Annotated in this window: 18 protein-coding genes and 1 pseudogene; 9 read left to right on the forward strand and 10 right to left on the reverse strand. The window is 34.4% G+C overall.

All coding sequences use genetic code 11. The features are described 5' to 3' along the window. Positions 1 to 114 precede the first annotated feature (114 nt). Positions 115 to 1,434, forward strand: coding sequence for a Xaa-Pro aminopeptidase (gene pepP, locus A9G30_RS04725; protein WP_065588213.1), 1,320 nt, complete (start codon positions 115 to 117; stop codon positions 1,432 to 1,434). A gap of 57 nt (positions 1,435 to 1,491) precedes the next feature. Here the strand turns inward: pepP and A9G30_RS04730 are convergent, their stop codons facing one another. Then, positions 1,492 to 2,217, reverse strand: a complete 726-nt coding sequence (locus tag A9G30_RS04730) for a TonB family protein (RefSeq protein WP_065588214.1) — start codon at positions 2,215 to 2,217, stop codon at positions 1,492 to 1,494. Between the two features lie 256 nt (positions 2,218 to 2,473). On the opposite strand from A9G30_RS04730, the gene ispB reads away from it, so the two are divergent. Together ispB and A9G30_RS04740 are read left to right on the forward strand one after the other, a co-directional pair. Then, positions 2,474 to 3,460: an octaprenyl diphosphate synthase gene (gene ispB, locus A9G30_RS04735; protein WP_065567355.1), complete on the forward strand. Its 987-nt coding sequence runs from the start codon at positions 2,474 to 2,476 to the stop codon at positions 3,458 to 3,460. 118 nt (positions 3,461 to 3,578) lie between these two features. Further along, positions 3,579 to 4,451, forward strand: a complete 873-nt coding sequence (locus A9G30_RS04740; RefSeq protein ID WP_065588215.1) for an EamA family transporter — start codon at positions 3,579 to 3,581, stop codon at positions 4,449 to 4,451. A gap of 102 nt (positions 4,452 to 4,553) precedes the next feature. Here the strand turns inward: A9G30_RS04740 and ffh are convergent, their stop codons facing one another. Continuing rightward, positions 4,554 to 5,924, reverse strand: a complete 1,371-nt coding sequence (gene ffh, locus A9G30_RS04745; protein WP_065567356.1) for a signal recognition particle protein — start codon at positions 5,922 to 5,924, stop codon at positions 4,554 to 4,556. A gap of 192 nt (positions 5,925 to 6,116) precedes the next feature. On the opposite strand from ffh, the gene A9G30_RS04750 reads away from it, so the two are divergent. The 6 genes and pseudogenes from A9G30_RS04750 to galU all read left to right on the forward strand — a co-directional run bounded on the left by A9G30_RS04750 (position 6,117) and on the right by galU (position 10,042). After that, positions 6,117 to 6,500: a RidA family protein gene (locus A9G30_RS04750; RefSeq protein ID WP_065588216.1), complete on the forward strand. Its 384-nt coding sequence runs from the start codon at positions 6,117 to 6,119 to the stop codon at positions 6,498 to 6,500. A gap of 271 nt (positions 6,501 to 6,771) precedes the next feature. After that, entirely contained in the window at positions 6,772 to 7,965 is a 1,194-nt protein-coding gene (locus tag A9G30_RS04755; protein ID WP_065588217.1) for an amino acid aminotransferase, read from the forward strand. 26 nt (positions 7,966 to 7,991) lie between these two features. After that, complete coding sequence (locus A9G30_RS04760) at positions 7,992 to 8,141, forward strand: entericidin A/B family lipoprotein (RefSeq protein WP_081295683.1); 150 nt, start codon at positions 7,992 to 7,994, stop codon at positions 8,139 to 8,141. Between the two features lie 58 nt (positions 8,142 to 8,199). Then, complete coding sequence (locus tag A9G30_RS04765) at positions 8,200 to 8,703, forward strand: hypothetical protein (RefSeq protein WP_065588218.1); 504 nt, start codon at positions 8,200 to 8,202, stop codon at positions 8,701 to 8,703. A 271-nt stretch (positions 8,704 to 8,974) separates the two neighbouring features. Beyond that, positions 8,975 to 9,118: pseudogene (locus tag A9G30_RS13580) on the forward strand (hypothetical protein); the annotation flags it as partial. Positions 9,119 to 9,127: 9 nt separating this feature from the next. Next, positions 9,128 to 10,042, forward strand: a complete 915-nt coding sequence (galU, locus tag A9G30_RS04770; RefSeq protein WP_065588219.1) for a UTP--glucose-1-phosphate uridylyltransferase GalU — start codon at positions 9,128 to 9,130, stop codon at positions 10,040 to 10,042. Between the two features lie 98 nt (positions 10,043 to 10,140). On the opposite strand, the gene A9G30_RS04775 is transcribed toward galU, so the two are convergent. The 8 genes from A9G30_RS04775 to A9G30_RS12905 form a co-directional block, all read right to left on the reverse strand. Beyond that, positions 10,141 to 10,479, reverse strand: a complete 339-nt coding sequence (locus tag A9G30_RS04775) for a hypothetical protein (RefSeq protein ID WP_065588220.1) — start codon at positions 10,477 to 10,479, stop codon at positions 10,141 to 10,143. Positions 10,480 to 10,579: 100 nt separating this feature from the next. Continuing rightward, positions 10,580 to 13,156 (reverse strand): tetratricopeptide repeat protein, encoded by a 2,577-nt coding sequence (locus A9G30_RS04780; protein WP_065588221.1) that lies wholly within the window; start codon positions 13,154 to 13,156, stop codon positions 10,580 to 10,582. Positions 13,157 to 13,216: 60 nt separating this feature from the next. Beyond that, positions 13,217 to 13,828 carry a hypothetical protein gene (locus A9G30_RS04785; RefSeq protein ID WP_065588222.1) on the reverse strand — a complete coding sequence of 204 codons (612 nt, stop codon included), beginning with the start codon at positions 13,826 to 13,828 and terminating at the stop codon, positions 13,217 to 13,219. Continuing rightward, complete coding sequence (locus A9G30_RS04790; RefSeq protein ID WP_141671995.1) at positions 13,828 to 14,466, reverse strand: hypothetical protein; 639 nt, start codon at positions 14,464 to 14,466, stop codon at positions 13,828 to 13,830. The genes A9G30_RS04785 and A9G30_RS04790 overlap by 1 nt, the downstream gene beginning before the upstream one ends. A gap of 6 nt (positions 14,467 to 14,472) precedes the next feature. After that, positions 14,473 to 15,114, reverse strand: a complete 642-nt coding sequence (locus A9G30_RS04795) for a hypothetical protein (protein ID WP_065588224.1) — start codon at positions 15,112 to 15,114, stop codon at positions 14,473 to 14,475. A 107-nt stretch (positions 15,115 to 15,221) separates the two neighbouring features. Then, the gene (locus A9G30_RS04800) at positions 15,222 to 15,764 is read right to left on the reverse strand and encodes a hypothetical protein (protein WP_065588225.1); all 543 of its coding nucleotides are present in this window, start codon (positions 15,762 to 15,764) and stop codon (positions 15,222 to 15,224) included. 6 nt (positions 15,765 to 15,770) lie between these two features. Then, complete coding sequence (locus A9G30_RS04805) at positions 15,771 to 16,385, reverse strand: WG repeat-containing protein (protein ID WP_065588226.1); 615 nt, start codon at positions 16,383 to 16,385, stop codon at positions 15,771 to 15,773. Next, positions 16,372 to 16,527, reverse strand: coding sequence for a hypothetical protein (locus tag A9G30_RS12905; protein ID WP_176700846.1), 156 nt, complete (start codon positions 16,525 to 16,527; stop codon positions 16,372 to 16,374). Before A9G30_RS12905 ends, A9G30_RS04805 begins: the two co-directional genes overlap by 14 nt. Positions 16,528 to 16,593 lie beyond the last annotated feature (66 nt).

Genomic DNA, 16,593 nt, shown 5'->3' on the forward strand with positions numbered 1-16,593 from the left:
AATAAGAGAGTATGTTCGCATAACTTCGATGCTATGTTTTGATGAATTTAATGAGCCAGATATTCGCCCAACAATCCATTAATAATAGTAATTACACACCTCAAGGTCATTATAATGATAAACACCGATATCAAAACAGAACTCTTGGCACGGCGAGAGAAATTATTAGTCGAAATGGTGCCAAATAGTATTGCTCTTTTTTTTGCAGCTCCAGAAGTTGTACGTAGTAATGATACGCATTACCCGTATCGACAAAATAGTGATTTTTGGTATTTTACTCTTTTTGCCGAACCAGAAGCGGTTTTTGTGGTTATTAAACAAAAGGATAACACGGCGAAATATGTATTATTTAACCGCAAAAAAGATGCTTTGGCAGAGATATGGACAGGTTACCGTTTAGGTCAGCAAGCCGCATTAAAGGCTATATTTATTGATGAGGCATATTTATTTGATGAAATTGATAGGATATTACCTGATTTATTAAATGGTAAAACGGCAGTTTATCATGCTGATCAACAGTATGCATATGCAGATGGTATTGTGGATCATGCGATTAACACCTTACGACAAGGTAGTAGAATGAATTTATCTGCACCTAACTGTAAAATTGATTGGCGTCCTATCGTCCATGAAATGCGCATGGTTAAATCAGATTTTGAAATAAAACTTTTACGTCAAGCTTGCAAGATTAGTGCAAAAGCTCATATTAGCGCTATGCAGAGATGTCAACCGAATATGTATGAATATCAATTAGAGGCCGAAATTTTACATGATTTCGCTTGGCATGGCGCCCGCTCACCGTCTTATAATACTATTGTAGGTAGTGGTAATAATGGTTGCATTTTACATTATGAAAATAACAGTGATCAGTTAAAAGATGGTGATTTAGTTTTGATTGATGCGGGTTGTGAATACCAATACTATGCAGGAGATATTACACGCACTTTTCCGATTAATGGTAAATTTAGCCAAGCTCAGCGTGAAATTTATGACATTGTTTTAGCATCGCAATATCAAGCTATTAAATTATTTAAGCCAGGCACATCAATTATGGATGTGAATAATTATGTTGTTAGAACGATGGTAGAGGGTTTAGTTAAATTAGGTATTATGCAAGGAGATATAGATACTTTAATTGCTAACAAAGCCTACACTCACTATTATATGCATGGTTTAGGACATTGGTTAGGCATAGATGTGCATGATGTTGGTAGTGATCGCAGCCGCATTTTAGAGCCAGGTATGGTATTAACAGTTGAACCTGGGCTTTATATTAACCAAGATGCAAATGTGCCGGCACAATATAAAGGCATAGGCATTCGGATTGAAGATAATATTTTAATTACTGAGTCAGGCAATGAAGTATTGACCTCTGATGTGCCCAAAGATCCAGTGAAAATTGAAAAATTGATGGCAAACAAATTTGCTTATTAGTTGTATCGTTGCCATAATTTTTTAATTGAAGTTATGGCTTTTCTATCGACATCATTATTAACCTAGACTAATTGATTTATCGCGATTAAAGATAATTTTTATTTTTAAATCTTTGCTAGCAATTGGTTGATACTTCCAACTTTTCATGGCGTTGATTACTGAACGATTAAAAATATTATTAGGATTAGCCTCTATTATCCGAATATTTTCAACCCGCCCATCTTTGTTAACATCAAACATAGCAATCACATAACCTTCTAAACGCATATCAAGCGCTCGCCGTGGGTATTCGGGTTGATTTCGTCTAATTGGTGAAGGGTTGCCTGAATATCGCTGACTATCTGAAATCTTTGGAGCTACGGAAGTATTAGCGACATTTTCACTGGCAACCTCTTGCCTGACTTGTTGACGTGAAGCTTTTGGGGCTGGTGAGCGTTGTTTCTTCTGTTTTGATTCTTTTTTCACCACGATGTTCTTTTGGGGATCTACAGTAGGTTTGTTAGGTATTTTTTCAACAATAGGATCGGTTGTTTCTTCTTTAACAACTTCTGGTTCAACAACTGGATCAGTGGGAATTTCTTCAATCGGTTTATTATCAATAAGTTCGCTATTTTCCACACCTTTAATATCGGGGGTATTTTCTACTAATGATTGCTCGGGAGCTGCCAATTGCGATAAATCGACCATAACAGCTTTAATTGCATTATCGCCTTCATCAATAACAATATTTTCAGCAAATAAGGCCGAGCTAAACAGTAGTGCAAATAATACAAGATGTGACACTACGGAAGCCGATGTACATATATAGCGACTCTTAGGCTTCTTTTTCGTAGGGCTCAAAGGAGCTTTAGCATTATCTATGTCTATATCAAAGTTAATCTTCATAGCAATAATCATTTTTAACTTAAGTTAAGTATTCTAGATGAAAATGCTTATCATTTGTAGCATTTTTTGAAATATGATAGATAAGACCTTGTTGCATCATGATATTTATCAGATAATAGAAAATAGATATCTATTATTTGTAATGGTTAGGCTGATGAACACTCCGTCAATGAATCAAATACTCGATCTTGTTAAAGACGATTTAATAAAAGTAAATCAAGCTATACAAGCAGAACTTAGTTCTGATGTGGCTTTAATTAATCAGTTAGGTAATTACATCATTAGTAGTGGTGGAAAGCGCATACGCCCTGTTATTGCATTATTAATTGCTAAAGCACTTCACTATCAAGGCGATAAACATATTATCACAGCAGCTTTTATTGAATTTATTCATACTGCCACTTTATTGCATGATGATGTTGTTGATGAGTCTGACTTACGCCGTGGTAAATCGACCGCTAATGCAATTTTTGGTAATGCTGCAAGTGTGCTTGTTGGTGATTATATTTATACACGTTCTTTTCAAATGATGGTGCGTACAGAATCTTTTAAAGTATTGACGATCATGTCGGCGGCAACAAATGTGATTGCTGAAGGTGAAGTACAACAATTGATTAATTGTAACGATCCCGATATCACGAAAGAACAATATTTAGATGTTATTTATCGTAAAACCGCACGTTTATTTGAGGCGACCGCGCATTCTGCTGCGGTCTTAGCTGGTGCAAACGAGCAACAAGAGATTGCTTTGCAAGAGTATGGCAAATATTTAGGTACAGCTTTTCAAATCATTGATGATCTACTCGATTATAGCGCTGATAGCAACCAAAAATTAGGTAAAAATTTAGGCGATGATCTTAACGAAGGTAAACCAACCTTACCGCTTTTACATGCAATGCGCCACACTAAAAATGCTCAAGATGCAACTTTAATTCGTCAAGCAATAGAGCAAGGTAATGGGCGAAATTTATTAGATCGTATATTACAAATCATGGATGAATGTGGGTCGCTAGATTTTACGTTACAAACCGCTCAAGAAGAGGCTCAAAAAGCGTTTGATGTTGTCGCTATTTTACCCGATTCACCCTATAAACAAGCATTACAAGATCTTGCCTTATTGTCAGTAAAAAGAGAGAACTAATTAACAGATAAACTAGTCTGTTATTAGTTAATTTTATGTTCAAGTGCATGCCTACTTAAAATGCTTTGTCACCCGTTGTATATGCAATAATTCCAAAGTTCAATTATGGTAATTCTGTATGCTTAGAAGATTTTTGCCTATTTTTTTTATTTTAATTTCAATGATTTCGGTTCAAGGTAGCGCATCTATAGCCAAATATTTGTTTCCTATTCTCGGACCTCAAGGAATGACTGCTTGGCGGTTATTTTTTTCGGCAATTTTGTTAGTTTTGATATTTAAACCATGGCGCAAAGCCATGACCAAAAAAGCATTGAAATACATTTTTTTATATGGCATATCAATTGGTTGTATGAATTTAGCTTTTTATAATGCGATTGCAAGAATTCCGATAGGTATTGCTGTTGGTATTGAACTCACTGGACCTATTGTAGTGGCAATGTGCTCTTCTCGAAAAGTGCTTGATTTTATTTGGTTAGGTGTTGCCGTTGTCGGCCTTGCTATGCTTTTGCCTATTCATCAAGCATCAAACCATTTAGATCCCATTGGGATTTTATATGCGCTATTAGCAGGAAGTGGTTGGGCATGTTATATCTTATTTGGGCGTAAAGCTAGCGCCCTTCATGGTTCATCAAGTGTCGCAATTGGGTCGGTTATTGCTTCGTGCTTTTTATTTCCTATCGGTATCTGGCAAACTAGTAGCGCCATGTTTTCATTAGAACTTATTCCGATGGTTTTTGTCGTTTCATTATTGGCATCGGCAATTCCTTATGGGTTAGATATGATGGCTTTGCCTAAATTACCGGCTAAAACATTTAGTACATTAATGAGTTTATCGCCCGTTTTTGCAGCACTTTCTGGACTGATTGTGTTACATGAACAATTAACCTACTATCAGTGGTTAGCAATTGTTTTTATCATTATATCGTCGATGGGGACAGTACTTGCAATCAGTCAACCGAAAAAGATTAAATCGACTAGACCAAGCAATTAACGGTAATACCGTGCTGTTGCGAGCACGGTAATCTTTGCAGAAAACTTTTAGTTAAAGATAGGACAGCTATTTTTTTAGCTAAAAAACAGTGTATATGGTGATTTAACGAGGTGGGAATCCCATGCCTCCTCCGCCCATTAATCCTTTCATTTGGCGCATCATTTTCATCATGCCTCCACCTTTCATTTTCTTCATCATTTTTTGCATATCTTCGAACTGTTTTAATAGTTTATTGACATCTTGAACTTGAGTTCCTGAACCATTTGCAATGCGGCGTTTGCGCGACCCTTTAATAATTTCAGGGTTAGCGCGCTCTTTTAATGTCATTGAGCCAATAATTGCTTCCATTTTTATGGTAATTTTATCATCCATTTGAGCTTTGATGTGATCTGGAAGTTGACCAACACCTGGTAATTTAGCTAGCATTGCTCCCATTCCGCCCATATTACGCATCTGTTTGAGTTGATCTTGAAAATCGTTAAAATCAAATTTATCGCCTTTTTTTAGCTTTCTAGCAATTTTTTCAGCTTTTTCGCGATCGACATTACTTTGTAGTTCTTCAATTAAAGAGATGACATCTCCCATCCCCAAAATTCGTGAAGCAATACGGTCTGGGTAAAATGGCTCTAACGCATCAGTTTTTTCTCCCATCCCTAAAAATTTAATTGGTTTACCTGTGATATGGCGAATAGATAATGCTGCCCCACCACGAGCATCACCATCAACTTTGGTTAAAATCACACCAGTGAGTGGTAAAGCATCGTTGAATGCTTTAGCTGTGTTTGCTGCATCTTGCCCTGTCATAGCATCAACCACAAACAATGTTTCAATTGGATTAATTGCTTGATGTAGTGCTTTGATTTCATCCATCATGTCATTATCAATGTGCAAACGACCAGCGGTATCGACAATGAGCACATCAAAAAATTGCAATTTTGCATGGGAAATTGCTTTATTAACAATATTAACAGGTTTTTCAGTAATATCAGATGGGAAGAATTCGACATCAATCGCTTTAGCCAGTGTTTCTAACTGTTTAATTGCAGCTGGTCGATAAACGTCCGCAGACACAACTAGCACTTTCTTTTTTTGTTTTTCTTTGAGGAATTTAGCTAGTTTAGCGACACTGGTTGTTTTACCTGCACCTTGTAATCCTGCCATTAACATGACAGCGGGAGGCTGGGTTGCCAAATTAAGTGAACTATTGACTTCCCCCATTGCGCTTGTCAGCTCGGCTTGAACTATTTTAATGAATTCTTGACCAGGTGTAAGACTTTTGCTGACATCTAAGCCAACAGCTTTTTCTTTAACTTGATTAATAAAGTCACGAACCACAGGCAGTGCAACATCAGCTTCAAGTAATGCCATACGTACATCGCGTAGTGCATCTTTGATATTGTCTTCAGATAATCGCCCACGGCCACTGATATTGCGGAATGTCTGTGATAAACGGTCGGTTAAATTCTCAAACATATTAACTCTCGTAATAAATAAAAAATTACGATTATCATATCAGAAAATTACCATAAGTCCCACGATCATAATTTTGCGTTGACTTGACACCAAATTGTGTTCCTGTTGAAATGAGGGGAAGAGAAAAAGATCACATTGATTATTTTAATAATTAAAAAAGCAAATAATAGATTAAAAAGGAGAAAATCGAATATGGCAAAAGTAATTAGCACTGACAAAGCACCTGCGGCTATTGGCCCTTATGTTCAAGCTGTCGATTTAGGTAATATGTTATTTGCCTCAGGGCAAATCCCACTAAATCCAACAACAGGTGAAATGCCAAGTTGTGTGAAAGAGCAAGCGAAACAGAGTTTAGCTAATGTTAAAGCGATTGTCACAAAAGCAGGTTATCAAGTGAATAATATCGTTAAAACCACTATTTTTTTAGCCGATATGAATGACTTTACCACTGTAAATGAAGTATATGAAGCATTTTTTACTGAAAATAATGCTTCTTTCCCTGCTCGTTCATGTGTCCAAGTTGCACGAATCCCTAAAGATGCTAAAGTTGAAATTGAAGTTATTGCCGCTAAATAAATTACTTATCTGATTAGCACCAAAAGGTGCTAATGTTTGTCAAAAACTTTCAGTAAATAAAGCGTTTTAGTATAAATTGCACTAAAAAACGTTACATTTTGAGTTATTTTAACCTTTAATTCTTTTTAGCAAAAAAGCTGCAAATTTCTAACCAAAAATCAATTTAATTATTTATTGTTAACCTGTTATTTAGTGATTGATTGCTGATTTAGTTGGTGCAATAATCTACAATAATTTATTACTATTTTTTGTGTCAATTTGGATTGTAAATATGTTTGAAAAAGTAGAGCCATATGCAGGGGATCCTATTTTATCATTAGTAGCTGAATTTATTAATGATAGTAGAGATAATAAAACTAATTTAAGTATTGGTTATTATTATGATGAAAACAGCATAGTTCCTCAATTACAATGCATTAAAACGGCTCGCAATTATGTCTATCACCATAACCAAGATGCTCAGTTGTATTTGCCGATGAGTGGTTTACCCGCTTATTGCCAAGCAATTCAATCATTATTATTTGGTGACGACCATGTGGCTTATCAAAACAAACGTATTGCAACGATACAAACATTAGGCGGATCTGGTGCACTTAAGGTGGGGGCAGATTTTTTATATCGTTATTTTCCAAATTCGCAAGTCTGGGTCAGTGATCCAACATGGGAAAATCATATTGCTATTTTTAATGGCTCAGGTTTTAAAGTAAATAAATATCCATACTTTGATGCACAATCCTGTGGTGTAAAATTTGAAGCAATGCTTGAAACATTAAATCAATTACCAGCCCAAAGCATTGTTTTACTACACCCTTGTTGCCATAATCCAACTGGTGCTGATTTAACGCAAGCACAGTGGGATAAAGTGATAGCGGTTTTACAAACACGAAATCTTATTCCATTTATGGACATCGCTTATCAAGGTTTTGCTCAAAGCATTGACGATGATGCTTACGCGATTAGAAAGATGGCTGATGTTGGCTTGTGTGGATTTATCAGTAACTCCTTTTCAAAAACATTTTCACTTTATGGTGAACGCGTTGGCGGGCTATCTGTTTTATGTGATAACAGAAAAGTAGCTAGCCACGTATTAGGGCAGTTGCAAGCAACTGTCCGCCAGAATTACTCTAGCCCAGCAGCTTATGGTGCGCAGTTAGTTAGTTATGTTTTAAATAATCCAGAACTTAAAACACAATGGCTTAAAGAACTCGATGCAATGAGAAATCGAATTGCAATAATGCGATCTACGCTGGTTGAATTATTAAAAAAAGCTGCTCCTGAGCGTAATTTTGATTATTTGGTTAAACAGCGAGGCATGTTTAGTTATACCGGTTTTAGTAAAGAGCAAGTTACACAATTGAAAGATAATTTTGCTGTTTATTTGGTGGGCAGCGGAAGAATGTGTGTAGCGGGTTTAAATCACCATAATATCGACCGTGTGGCAGAAGCATTTGCTACATTAAAATAATCATATTACTAAAAGGAGTATATTTTATGTTCCGTAAAATGCTAATTCTAATGTTAGGTGTGGCGATGACAACTCTTATTGTTGGATGTAACACTGTTAAAGGTGTTGGCGAAGATGTTGAATCAGGTGGAAAGGCCATTTCGCATACTGCTGAAAAAGTCAGTGATAAAATGTAATTAAGGATATAGATATGCCTATAAACATTCTAACATCTGGAATATAGTTAGAATAAAAATGTTACGTATTTTATCTATAGTGATATTTTTTTTACTTGTTGGGTGTGGTTCGTTAAACTTTCGAACTACACCTTTAACTATGGAAAATTGCCAATACTCAAACCTATTTGGTATTGAATTTATATTAAATCCCCTTCCTGCAAATACACCAATTTATCAGCATGTTTATATTACCCAAAGCCGAGAAGGCAAACATTTACCGAGTAGTTATGCAGGAGTAAAAGGTAAGTTAACAGATCAAATTTTTATCCGCGATTATCCCAAAGAAACATTCTGGCGAACACCTAACTTATTTGAAAGATCTTCTCTGTACGATGATGGTTATGATGATCTTTATATTAGCAAAGCGCAAAAAGAAGCACGTGATCGTAAAGCCAAATTTGTAGTAAGACAAGCCATTTTACAAAATTGCCAAATCGTCTATATCGCTATTGATTCTTTAGCCAAAGACAGGGATAATCTTTCGCTAATTCAATCTAGCGATTTATCAATCATAAAATAAGAGCAAAATTGTCAAGGAAATAGAGCTGAAAAGTCTGTTGCTAATGTTAGTTAGGCCAGTTATAAGTTTTATTCACTTTGCTGATGTTATTTTTATACGCTAGATATGATTGTATCGAGTGATATGTAGTCACAATGAATCGATCCAGAAAGCGACATAACCAATTTTAGCTATTTTTTAAAGTGGCTATACAATATTAGGATTGTTTATGCAGTTTTCACATTATTAAATACAGAGTTAAGCCTTTTAATATTGCAATTTTAATTTTTCTGATATGAAAGTTGCTATTAAGACGATTATTTATACCTGTATATTTATCCTTTATATATTAAAGTCAATGCGAGTTAAAAACACATATGTTAATGGCACTGCAGCCAAGGTATCTGTAGTACCATTGTTAGTTAATTTGTTTTAAGGAAATAAAATGACATTAAATTTAGACAGTTCAACCAATAAGAAAGTCAAAAAAGCCGTTATTCCTGTTGCTGGTTTGGGTACACGCATGTTGCCCGCAACAAAAGCTATTCCCAAAGAGATGCTTCCGGTTGTTGACAAACCACTGATTCAATATGTGGTTAAAGAGTGTATTGCAGCTGGCATAACTGAAATTATTTTTGTAACCCACTCATCAAAAAACTCAATTGAAAACCATTTCGATACCAGTTTTGAATTAGAAGCCATGTTAGAAGCACGTGTTAAACGTCAGTTATTGCAAGAAGTACAAGGTATTTTACCTAAACATGTCACAATAACCAGTGTTCGCCAAGGTTTGGCTAAAGGGCTGGGTCATGCAGTGTTATGTGCTTATCCTTTGGTGGGCGATGAACCATTTGCTGTTGTTTTACCTGATGTGATTATTGATGAGTATGAAAGTGATTTAACCAGCGATAATTTAGCCGCAATGATTAATAATTATCATGAAACCAAACATAGCCAAATCATGGTTGAGCCAGTACCCAAAGAGTTAGTCTCTTCTTATGGTATTGTCGATTGCCGTGGTGAAGTATTATCTGCAGGCAATGTTGCACAAATGTATAGTGTTGTTGAAAAACCCTCTATTGAAGATGCACCATCAAACCAATCTGTGGTCGGGCGTTATGTTCTATCTGAAAAGATTTGGCCGTTACTTGCTAAAACACCATTAGGTGCAGGTGGTGAAATTCAGTTAACTGATGCCATTGCAATGTTACTTGAAGAAGATAGTGTTGATGCTTATTGCATAAAAGGTCGTAGCCACGACTGTGGTAATAAACTCGGTTATGTGCAAACCTTTGTTCAATACGCAATGCGCCACAAAAGTTTAGGTAAAGATGTTAAAGCATGGTTAAAGACGCTTTAGTTTTAATAACATCAAACAATATTAAAAAGACGCAGTTTGCGTCTTTTTTCGTTCTTAAATTTGGCATGGCAAATATTCTATTAATATCAATTTTACCTTTAAAAAGGTATGCAATTTTCGCGTATATTTTGTAGCTCCTTTGGACTATTTTTATAATAGTCTATTTTGGAGGTTTTAATGCGCTTTCCATCGTATTCAATAGAATCAATACAATTGAATACGATAGGATGTCGATAATAACCAAAAAATTGAGGTATAACATAAGTAATTTTGATATTTTTTGGCTGTTGAGATACTGGTTGACTAGCAACAAAAGCATTATTTTTAAAAAAATAATAGCCACCACTAATAACCAATGCTAAAAAAATAGCTCCTAACACCCAAAATACTTTGTGGCTAATTGATTTACTTTTTTTTTCAATAACAATATTACTCATATCTTATTACCTATATTAACTTACTATCACAACACGAGCCTGCATTGAATGCGGTGGTTTGATTTATTTGTTTTAGTTAAGCATTATCATACTTAGCTAGTTATTCATTTATATCTAAATGTGTTAACGGAAGAAAACGATATAAATTACGATAGTTGCTTAATATGTTATTCACTTCTGCTTGTTGTTCTTCGGTTAATTGAGCACTAATTTGTGCTACTTTTGTGGTTGCTTGGGTTTGATTATATTCAACTAATAAACGATACCAAACTAAAGCTAACACTTTATTTTGAGGAATTTCTTTACCTTGTTCATGCATTTGTGCAAATTCAAACCACATTTTATAAATATCGGAAGAGGTTAATTTGGAATCTGCATAAAAATATTTAGAGAATTTATTATTTTGATAGTATTCATTAATTTCTGAATCTAAATAGTACCACCTTAAATCATTCAGTAATAGAATTGATTTAGTATGTTGTAACATATCGATATTTATATTTTCATAATAAAAAACCAAAAGTTTAGCAGCAGCAGGGCTACCTGATTTCAGTAATGTTTTTATATAAGGTAGCACTACATTATTTGGTAAATTAACCATAACTTGTTGCTGTGCCAGTTCAAATATTGCATAAGGGTTATTATTTGTAACTTGAGCTTTCAACATTGCATGGAATTCCTTATATTGCCCTGACATTTTGTAATATTTTACTTTTAAAAATGCTTTCTTGTGATCATTTTTATTACTGCTATCAATCCAATTAAAGAGCAATTCTTTTTTAGGTGTACAAATAAAGGAATCTCTTTTTTTATCCATTTGGCTTAGCAACTCATCTTGTGCAAAGATATCTCCACCAGCAGCAAGTGACAATGCGGCTTTACAACCTTGATACGTTTTTAGCCCATTTCCATTTGAATCATGCTTTATTTTGTGATATGTGGCCTTATCATTTTGGTTCACTTCGCTTTGAGTTTGTAACCAATCCACTCCATCAACCATAACCGTTGGGGAACGGTACACTTGTCGATGATTAAGATATTGGGTTGTTAACCAATCAAATTCAGGATGAGATTTATCAATTGTGATCAAAAAATCCTGAGCAGGTTGATAATCTTGCTTAGCTGCCAAATCAAGATATTGCCAAGCCTCATGATAACTTTTTTCAACACCTTTGCCTAAATAATAAATGACACCTAGCCGATAATTCGCTTTTGAATTACCTAATTTAGCCGCATGTTGGTAATAAGTTATTGCTGTCTTTTCATCCTCAAGAATAAAGTCATATAACGTACCAAATTGATAAAGTACCGTTGGGTTGTTGGGGGCAATTTTTAATGCTGATTGATAAAGAGCCATTAATTCATCTGTTGTCTTACCTTGAATATTTCTAGCATCACGATAAAAACCATAAGCCATTCCCTGTTGTTTGGCAAGTTTCAGCAAAAGAGGAATAGATTCAAGTTGATATAAGAAATCATAGCTTTGAACTTGCAGTGTTTCGACTAGATTTTCTATCAATTTTTCATAAAAAACTTCTTTATCTTTAGGGTTATTTGCAAAAACAGCGTCGATAACTTTTTGGGCTTTAGCCGTATCAAATTTGTTTATATAAAATGGCGTAATAACTTGATGTAAAAATTGATTTTGTAACGATATGTCAGTTGAAGATGTAATGTCTTTATATTCTGTTAAGTTCATCTGATAGTTTGTAAGGTCATCTTGGTACATGCCTAAATGATAATATTTTATTGCTTCTCCAATATCTTTTTCTACACCTAAACCATTTAAATAAAACCACCCTAACTGGAAAGCCGCTTTTTGTTTAGACTCTTTTGGTATGTTAGATTGTTCGACTACTTTTAATAACCATTTTGCTGCCCAAAGGTAATTAGGGGTATCTAATTTAGAACCATCGGGTTGTCCTCCACCCAAAAAGTAACTAACCATTTTCGTTGGTGTTTCTAATGTTTGTTCATCAGCAAATTTACCAATATTGTTTGCTGTCTTTTCAAGCCAATAGAGTGATTTTTTGGGATCATTGAGCTTATCTTGATAAAGTTTATATAGTTGATATTGAGCTAGATTATCAACCTCCCAATCGGTACTTTTACTAGCTATTTTATAATGTTTGATTGCTTTAGCATAATCGGCTTTAACTTCTGTCCCCTCGTGATAAAGCAATCCTAACCAATAATGGGCTTCACCGACACCAAATTTTTTACCATTTGGCTGTGCTAACCAAAATGTGCCTTCAACGATTCGAAATTTTGCTTTGTCTGAAATCGGTGAGGCAGCTCTTTCTAACCAATAAAGCCCTTTTTTAATATCTTTAGGCACCAATTCGCCTGTAATATAAGCAATACCTAAATCTTTTTGGGCGATAGGGTATAAGTTTTCGGCCGATTTTGTTAAAAACTCGATATATTTATCGGCCGATTTATCGCGACAACCTGACAGTTTTTTATTTTGATGACTAAAATATAACTGATTAGTTTGACAATGATAGCTATCGTTTTTTGTTAAAGGGCTATAAGCCTCAGCGATTTTATATTGGGCAACGCTGTCTTTCTTTTCGATAGCTAAATACCAATCTTCTTGATAGATAACGCTTGCAAATGTATGATTTGGGAAAGCCAAAAATATGGCCAATAAAAAAAATACTCTTATATTATTCATTTCATTATGTCTTGCTTGTTCAAGTTTAAATTACAAAATAGATAACGATCTTCCATCAATTTAGCGAAGTTGGATTAATGGAGTTTTATCAACTTCGAACGAAGAAAAATATAAACTAGGTTGATAATGAATTGCCTTTGCATCATAAAGCCGTTCGGTGTTTAGCGAAGGAGTTATATAATATTGTGTTAGGCGTTTATCTTTTGCCCAATTAGGAATATCGCTAAATGAATAATGATAATAGACCAATCTTGATGTTCTACTGCGTTGATTATACCTTGTTGGACTCGATTCAGTTTTATACACATCATTGACTTTAATGTTGCCAAAACAAAACCCCCCTTTTTCTGGATTAAAATACGTTTTACCTTCTTGGGATAATCGATATCTTGTGGCATAAGTTAATGACCCATCCAACTTGGTTATGGATAATTGACGTTTAGTTAATAAGTTTAAATCGACAAAAATATCTACTAGTTCATCATTCAGATTATCTTCAACGATATTGTCATCAAAAATATCTTTAGGGAATTGTCTTACTTCTTCAGGTAAAGAATAACATAATGGTTGATTATTATTGATTATCGATTGTAATTCATCTTTATTAATGTTGTTATCACAAGCCACAAGCGACAAACCACAAAGCAACATAAGTAGTGTTTTTAATTTCATTATTGATGCCATCCTTCGTAGATGTGGGTAATTAAACCAATTCCTGACACGCTATAAAGCTGATTGTTTTTATCTAAACTAAATGTAGCGATTGCGGTCTTTGATGGATTATTAATATACGAATTTTGTTTTGATAAAAGAGGCTCAATATTGGCAGGAAAATCTTCCACTTTATATTGGTACTCAACAGTAACATAATTACCATCTTTATCGGTTTTGCTTATTTTTTCAACCGTGACCTTACCAAAACAAAAACCAGAATGCCGTAATTTAGGCCAAGTTTTATAGTAGCGTTTCCCTTTTTCGGTGAGGTGATAAGTGTATCGATAATCTTTCTCAGAGTGACTTCTCTCTTTGATCGACTCATCAACTAATTCGGCATCGACCGCCATCAATAGAGGCTCTGATACTAAGACAGAATAATCAAAGTGATAAGGGAAATTATCAATGTCTGCAAATACAACGCATTCAACGGGTTCACCATTCTCATTAATTGCATCAAAACGTTGTTGAATTTCTTTTTGCCACTGTTCAGATGTTAAATTAAGTGTCGCATCAGCACGTGACTGATTACTAACGATGGTTAACATCAATGCCATACATAACTGACAAGATGATATATATTTCTTAAATTTCATAAAGTTTTAACGCCCTATACCTGTATCAGAATGATAATAAAATGGTTCAAAAAACAATGCATTTTGCAAGTTAGTTAATTCTTTTGAATTATTTTGTTGTTCCGTTGCATCAATAAGTTCAGTTAATGATATTGGAAAGCAACGTCCCTTATTCAGATAATCAAAATTTGCTATAGAAAGTGCCGAATCTGTTAACGCAAATTGACTACAGCGATAAACAGGTTGCTTATCAAATTGATATTCTGGTCGTATTTTAATTTGCTTAGCCCAATCAAATTCCATTAGCGCAGAATTAGCTAACATATTATTAGGGGGGTTGGTTAAAACAATCATATGATCTTTAACAAAAATGACTTGAGCAATAATTTGACCGGTAATAACTTCTTGTCTGTTATTTTCGCCGATACGTTCAAAAATATAACGATAACCAAATTTCATTGTGTGGTTTTCAACATCTAATTGTGGCTCTATTAACCATTCAAAATGTTGATAGCGATTGCGGTAATTTATCACTTTGCGTTGTAAATTATTTTTTATTTCTTGCAGACGCAGAGGATCATCAAATTGCTTTTTTTCTGCCTTTAAATCAATATAGCCAACATTATGTACAGAAATACACAATTGATTATTATTGCTGTATGCTGGCATCAAAAAACGATTACAATCCTTTTCAAGAAAAGGCCACTCATAATAAATATAGCCATTTGGTATAGTTAAATCAGCAATATCTTTAATATTAACCGTTTCAGGGCCGGCTAAATAGGTTTCATTTTTGGTATGATTGATTGTATTGGTGTTTTTATCATTTTGTTTTTTAGTGACAAAATAATTGGCAATTTCACCGATTTTATCTTTAGGGATGTCAACGACCTTATTTTTTTATCCATCCAAGTATCTCTTTCGACCGATTCATCAACATATCGGTTTAATAAGCACTCTTTTTCAATGTCTAAAGGCCATACAATGTTATCTTGGGGATCTTTTAAAACGATCAAATCTTGCTTACAAGCACTGTTTTGAGTTTCATCGATTTTATCTTCATAGAATAAAACATGACCATCCTGATCCAAAATTTTGGTTAAAAATCCCCCATCTTTATAGTCTTTTTCTGGTAATTTGGTTTTAGCATAAAACAGCACATGATCACCGACTTGAACGGTACTATAGTTATCGTATTTGTCGAGAGTTTCGCCTGTAGCATTAATTAAACGATACTTATCTTCATTACTATCCTTTTTAACCCAACTTACCGAACCATAAAAAGGGGCGACTTGATAAAAGCTATTTTCATAGAGCATTGTCCCTTAGTAATCGTAAAGTTGATATACCATATAATTATCTTGATAATTTTTCACCCAAAAATATTGACCAGAAAGGTCTACATTATCATTAAAATAATAGCTATCGAGCTCCCATGCTCGTGTACCGATATCCACTTCTTTACCGGTTTTTTTATTAATAAGGTATTTGCTGTTCTTTTTGTTACACAGCTGCATGATTTTATCGAGGGTGGCGTCTTGGCAATGTGGATTGTATTTGGTGTTTAGCTTATTGGGATTCTTGCTGACAAATTGCCCCTGCAAGTCAATATACCCCTGTTTATTATCTTGTGTTTTTACTTCGGCGTAACCATTATTAAATGGATTGATTTTTTTGTAATAAACGCCTTTGGGGGTAATTAAATGACCATCGGTATCAATTAAAACCGATACCCCGGTATCTTGATAGTCATAAGCAATTCTTTCATTACCTAAATACGTTAACGACCCACCGGGTTTGAAAGTTAAAATATCACCCTGTTTATCAAAAGAATATTCAAAGTTGTTAACTTGATTAAAATTATTAAAAAAAACATCATTACTTTTTTGTATAATCCAATAATGATCCCTATAAGTTATTGAGTTTTCATCCCCCCTCATTATCGACAATCACCTTACCGCTACGATCGAGTAAAAGATGCTTATAAGGAACATAAAGCCTTGTATCATTAGCATACGACGACATTGAAAAACAGATCAAACCTATTAGATATAAAGCTCTTTTTAATCTTTTTTTTATCACTTATTTATTTCCTTTCCTCAGTAATAATATTCTATTTATTCATGATTTACGGTTGTGTTTATTGAA

This window comes from Gilliamella sp. Fer4-1 (assembly GCF_001690515.1).
Taxonomy (GTDB): Bacteria; Pseudomonadota; Gammaproteobacteria; order Enterobacterales; family Orbaceae; genus Gilliamella; species Gilliamella apicola_C.

Bases quoted from the DNA above. Each gene is read 5' to 3' on its own strand.
- pepP (WP_065588213.1), top strand. From the start codon at position 115: ATGATAAACACCGATATCAAAACAGAACTCTTGGCACGGCGAGAGAAA.
- ispB (WP_065567355.1), top strand. From the start codon at position 2,474: ATGAACACTCCGTCAATGAATCAAATACTCGATCTTGTTAAAGACGAT.
- A9G30_RS04740 (WP_065588215.1), top strand. From the start codon at position 3,579: ATGCTTAGAAGATTTTTGCCTATTTTTTTTATTTTAATTTCAATGATT.
- ffh (WP_065567356.1), bottom strand. From the start codon at position 5,924: ATGTTTGAGAATTTAACCGACCGTTTATCACAGACATTCCGCAATATC.
- A9G30_RS04750 (WP_065588216.1), top strand. From the start codon at position 6,117: ATGGCAAAAGTAATTAGCACTGACAAAGCACCTGCGGCTATTGGCCCT.
- A9G30_RS04755 (WP_065588217.1), top strand. From the start codon at position 6,772: ATGTTTGAAAAAGTAGAGCCATATGCAGGGGATCCTATTTTATCATTA.
- A9G30_RS04760 (WP_081295683.1), top strand. From the start codon at position 7,992: ATGTTCCGTAAAATGCTAATTCTAATGTTAGGTGTGGCGATGACAACT.
- A9G30_RS04765 (WP_065588218.1), top strand. From the start codon at position 8,200: ATGTTACGTATTTTATCTATAGTGATATTTTTTTTACTTGTTGGGTGT.
- galU (WP_065588219.1), top strand. From the start codon at position 9,128: ATGACATTAAATTTAGACAGTTCAACCAATAAGAAAGTCAAAAAAGCC.
- A9G30_RS04775 (WP_065588220.1), bottom strand. From the start codon at position 10,479: ATGAGTAATATTGTTATTGAAAAAAAAAGTAAATCAATTAGCCACAAA.
- A9G30_RS04780 (WP_065588221.1), bottom strand. From the start codon at position 13,156: ATGAATAATATAAGAGTATTTTTTTTATTGGCCATATTTTTGGCTTTC.
- A9G30_RS04785 (WP_065588222.1), bottom strand. From the start codon at position 13,828: ATGAAATTAAAAACACTACTTATGTTGCTTTGTGGTTTGTCGCTTGTG.
- A9G30_RS04790 (WP_141671995.1), bottom strand. From the start codon at position 14,466: ATGAAATTTAAGAAATATATATCATCTTGTCAGTTATGTATGGCATTG.
- A9G30_RS04795 (WP_065588224.1), bottom strand. From the start codon at position 15,114: ATGCCAGCATACAGCAATAATAATCAATTGTGTATTTCTGTACATAAT.
- A9G30_RS04800 (WP_065588225.1), bottom strand. From the start codon at position 15,764: ATGCTCTATGAAAATAGCTTTTATCAAGTCGCCCCTTTTTATGGTTCG.
- A9G30_RS04805 (WP_065588226.1), bottom strand. From the start codon at position 16,385: ATGAGGGGGGATGAAAACTCAATAACTTATAGGGATCATTATTGGATT.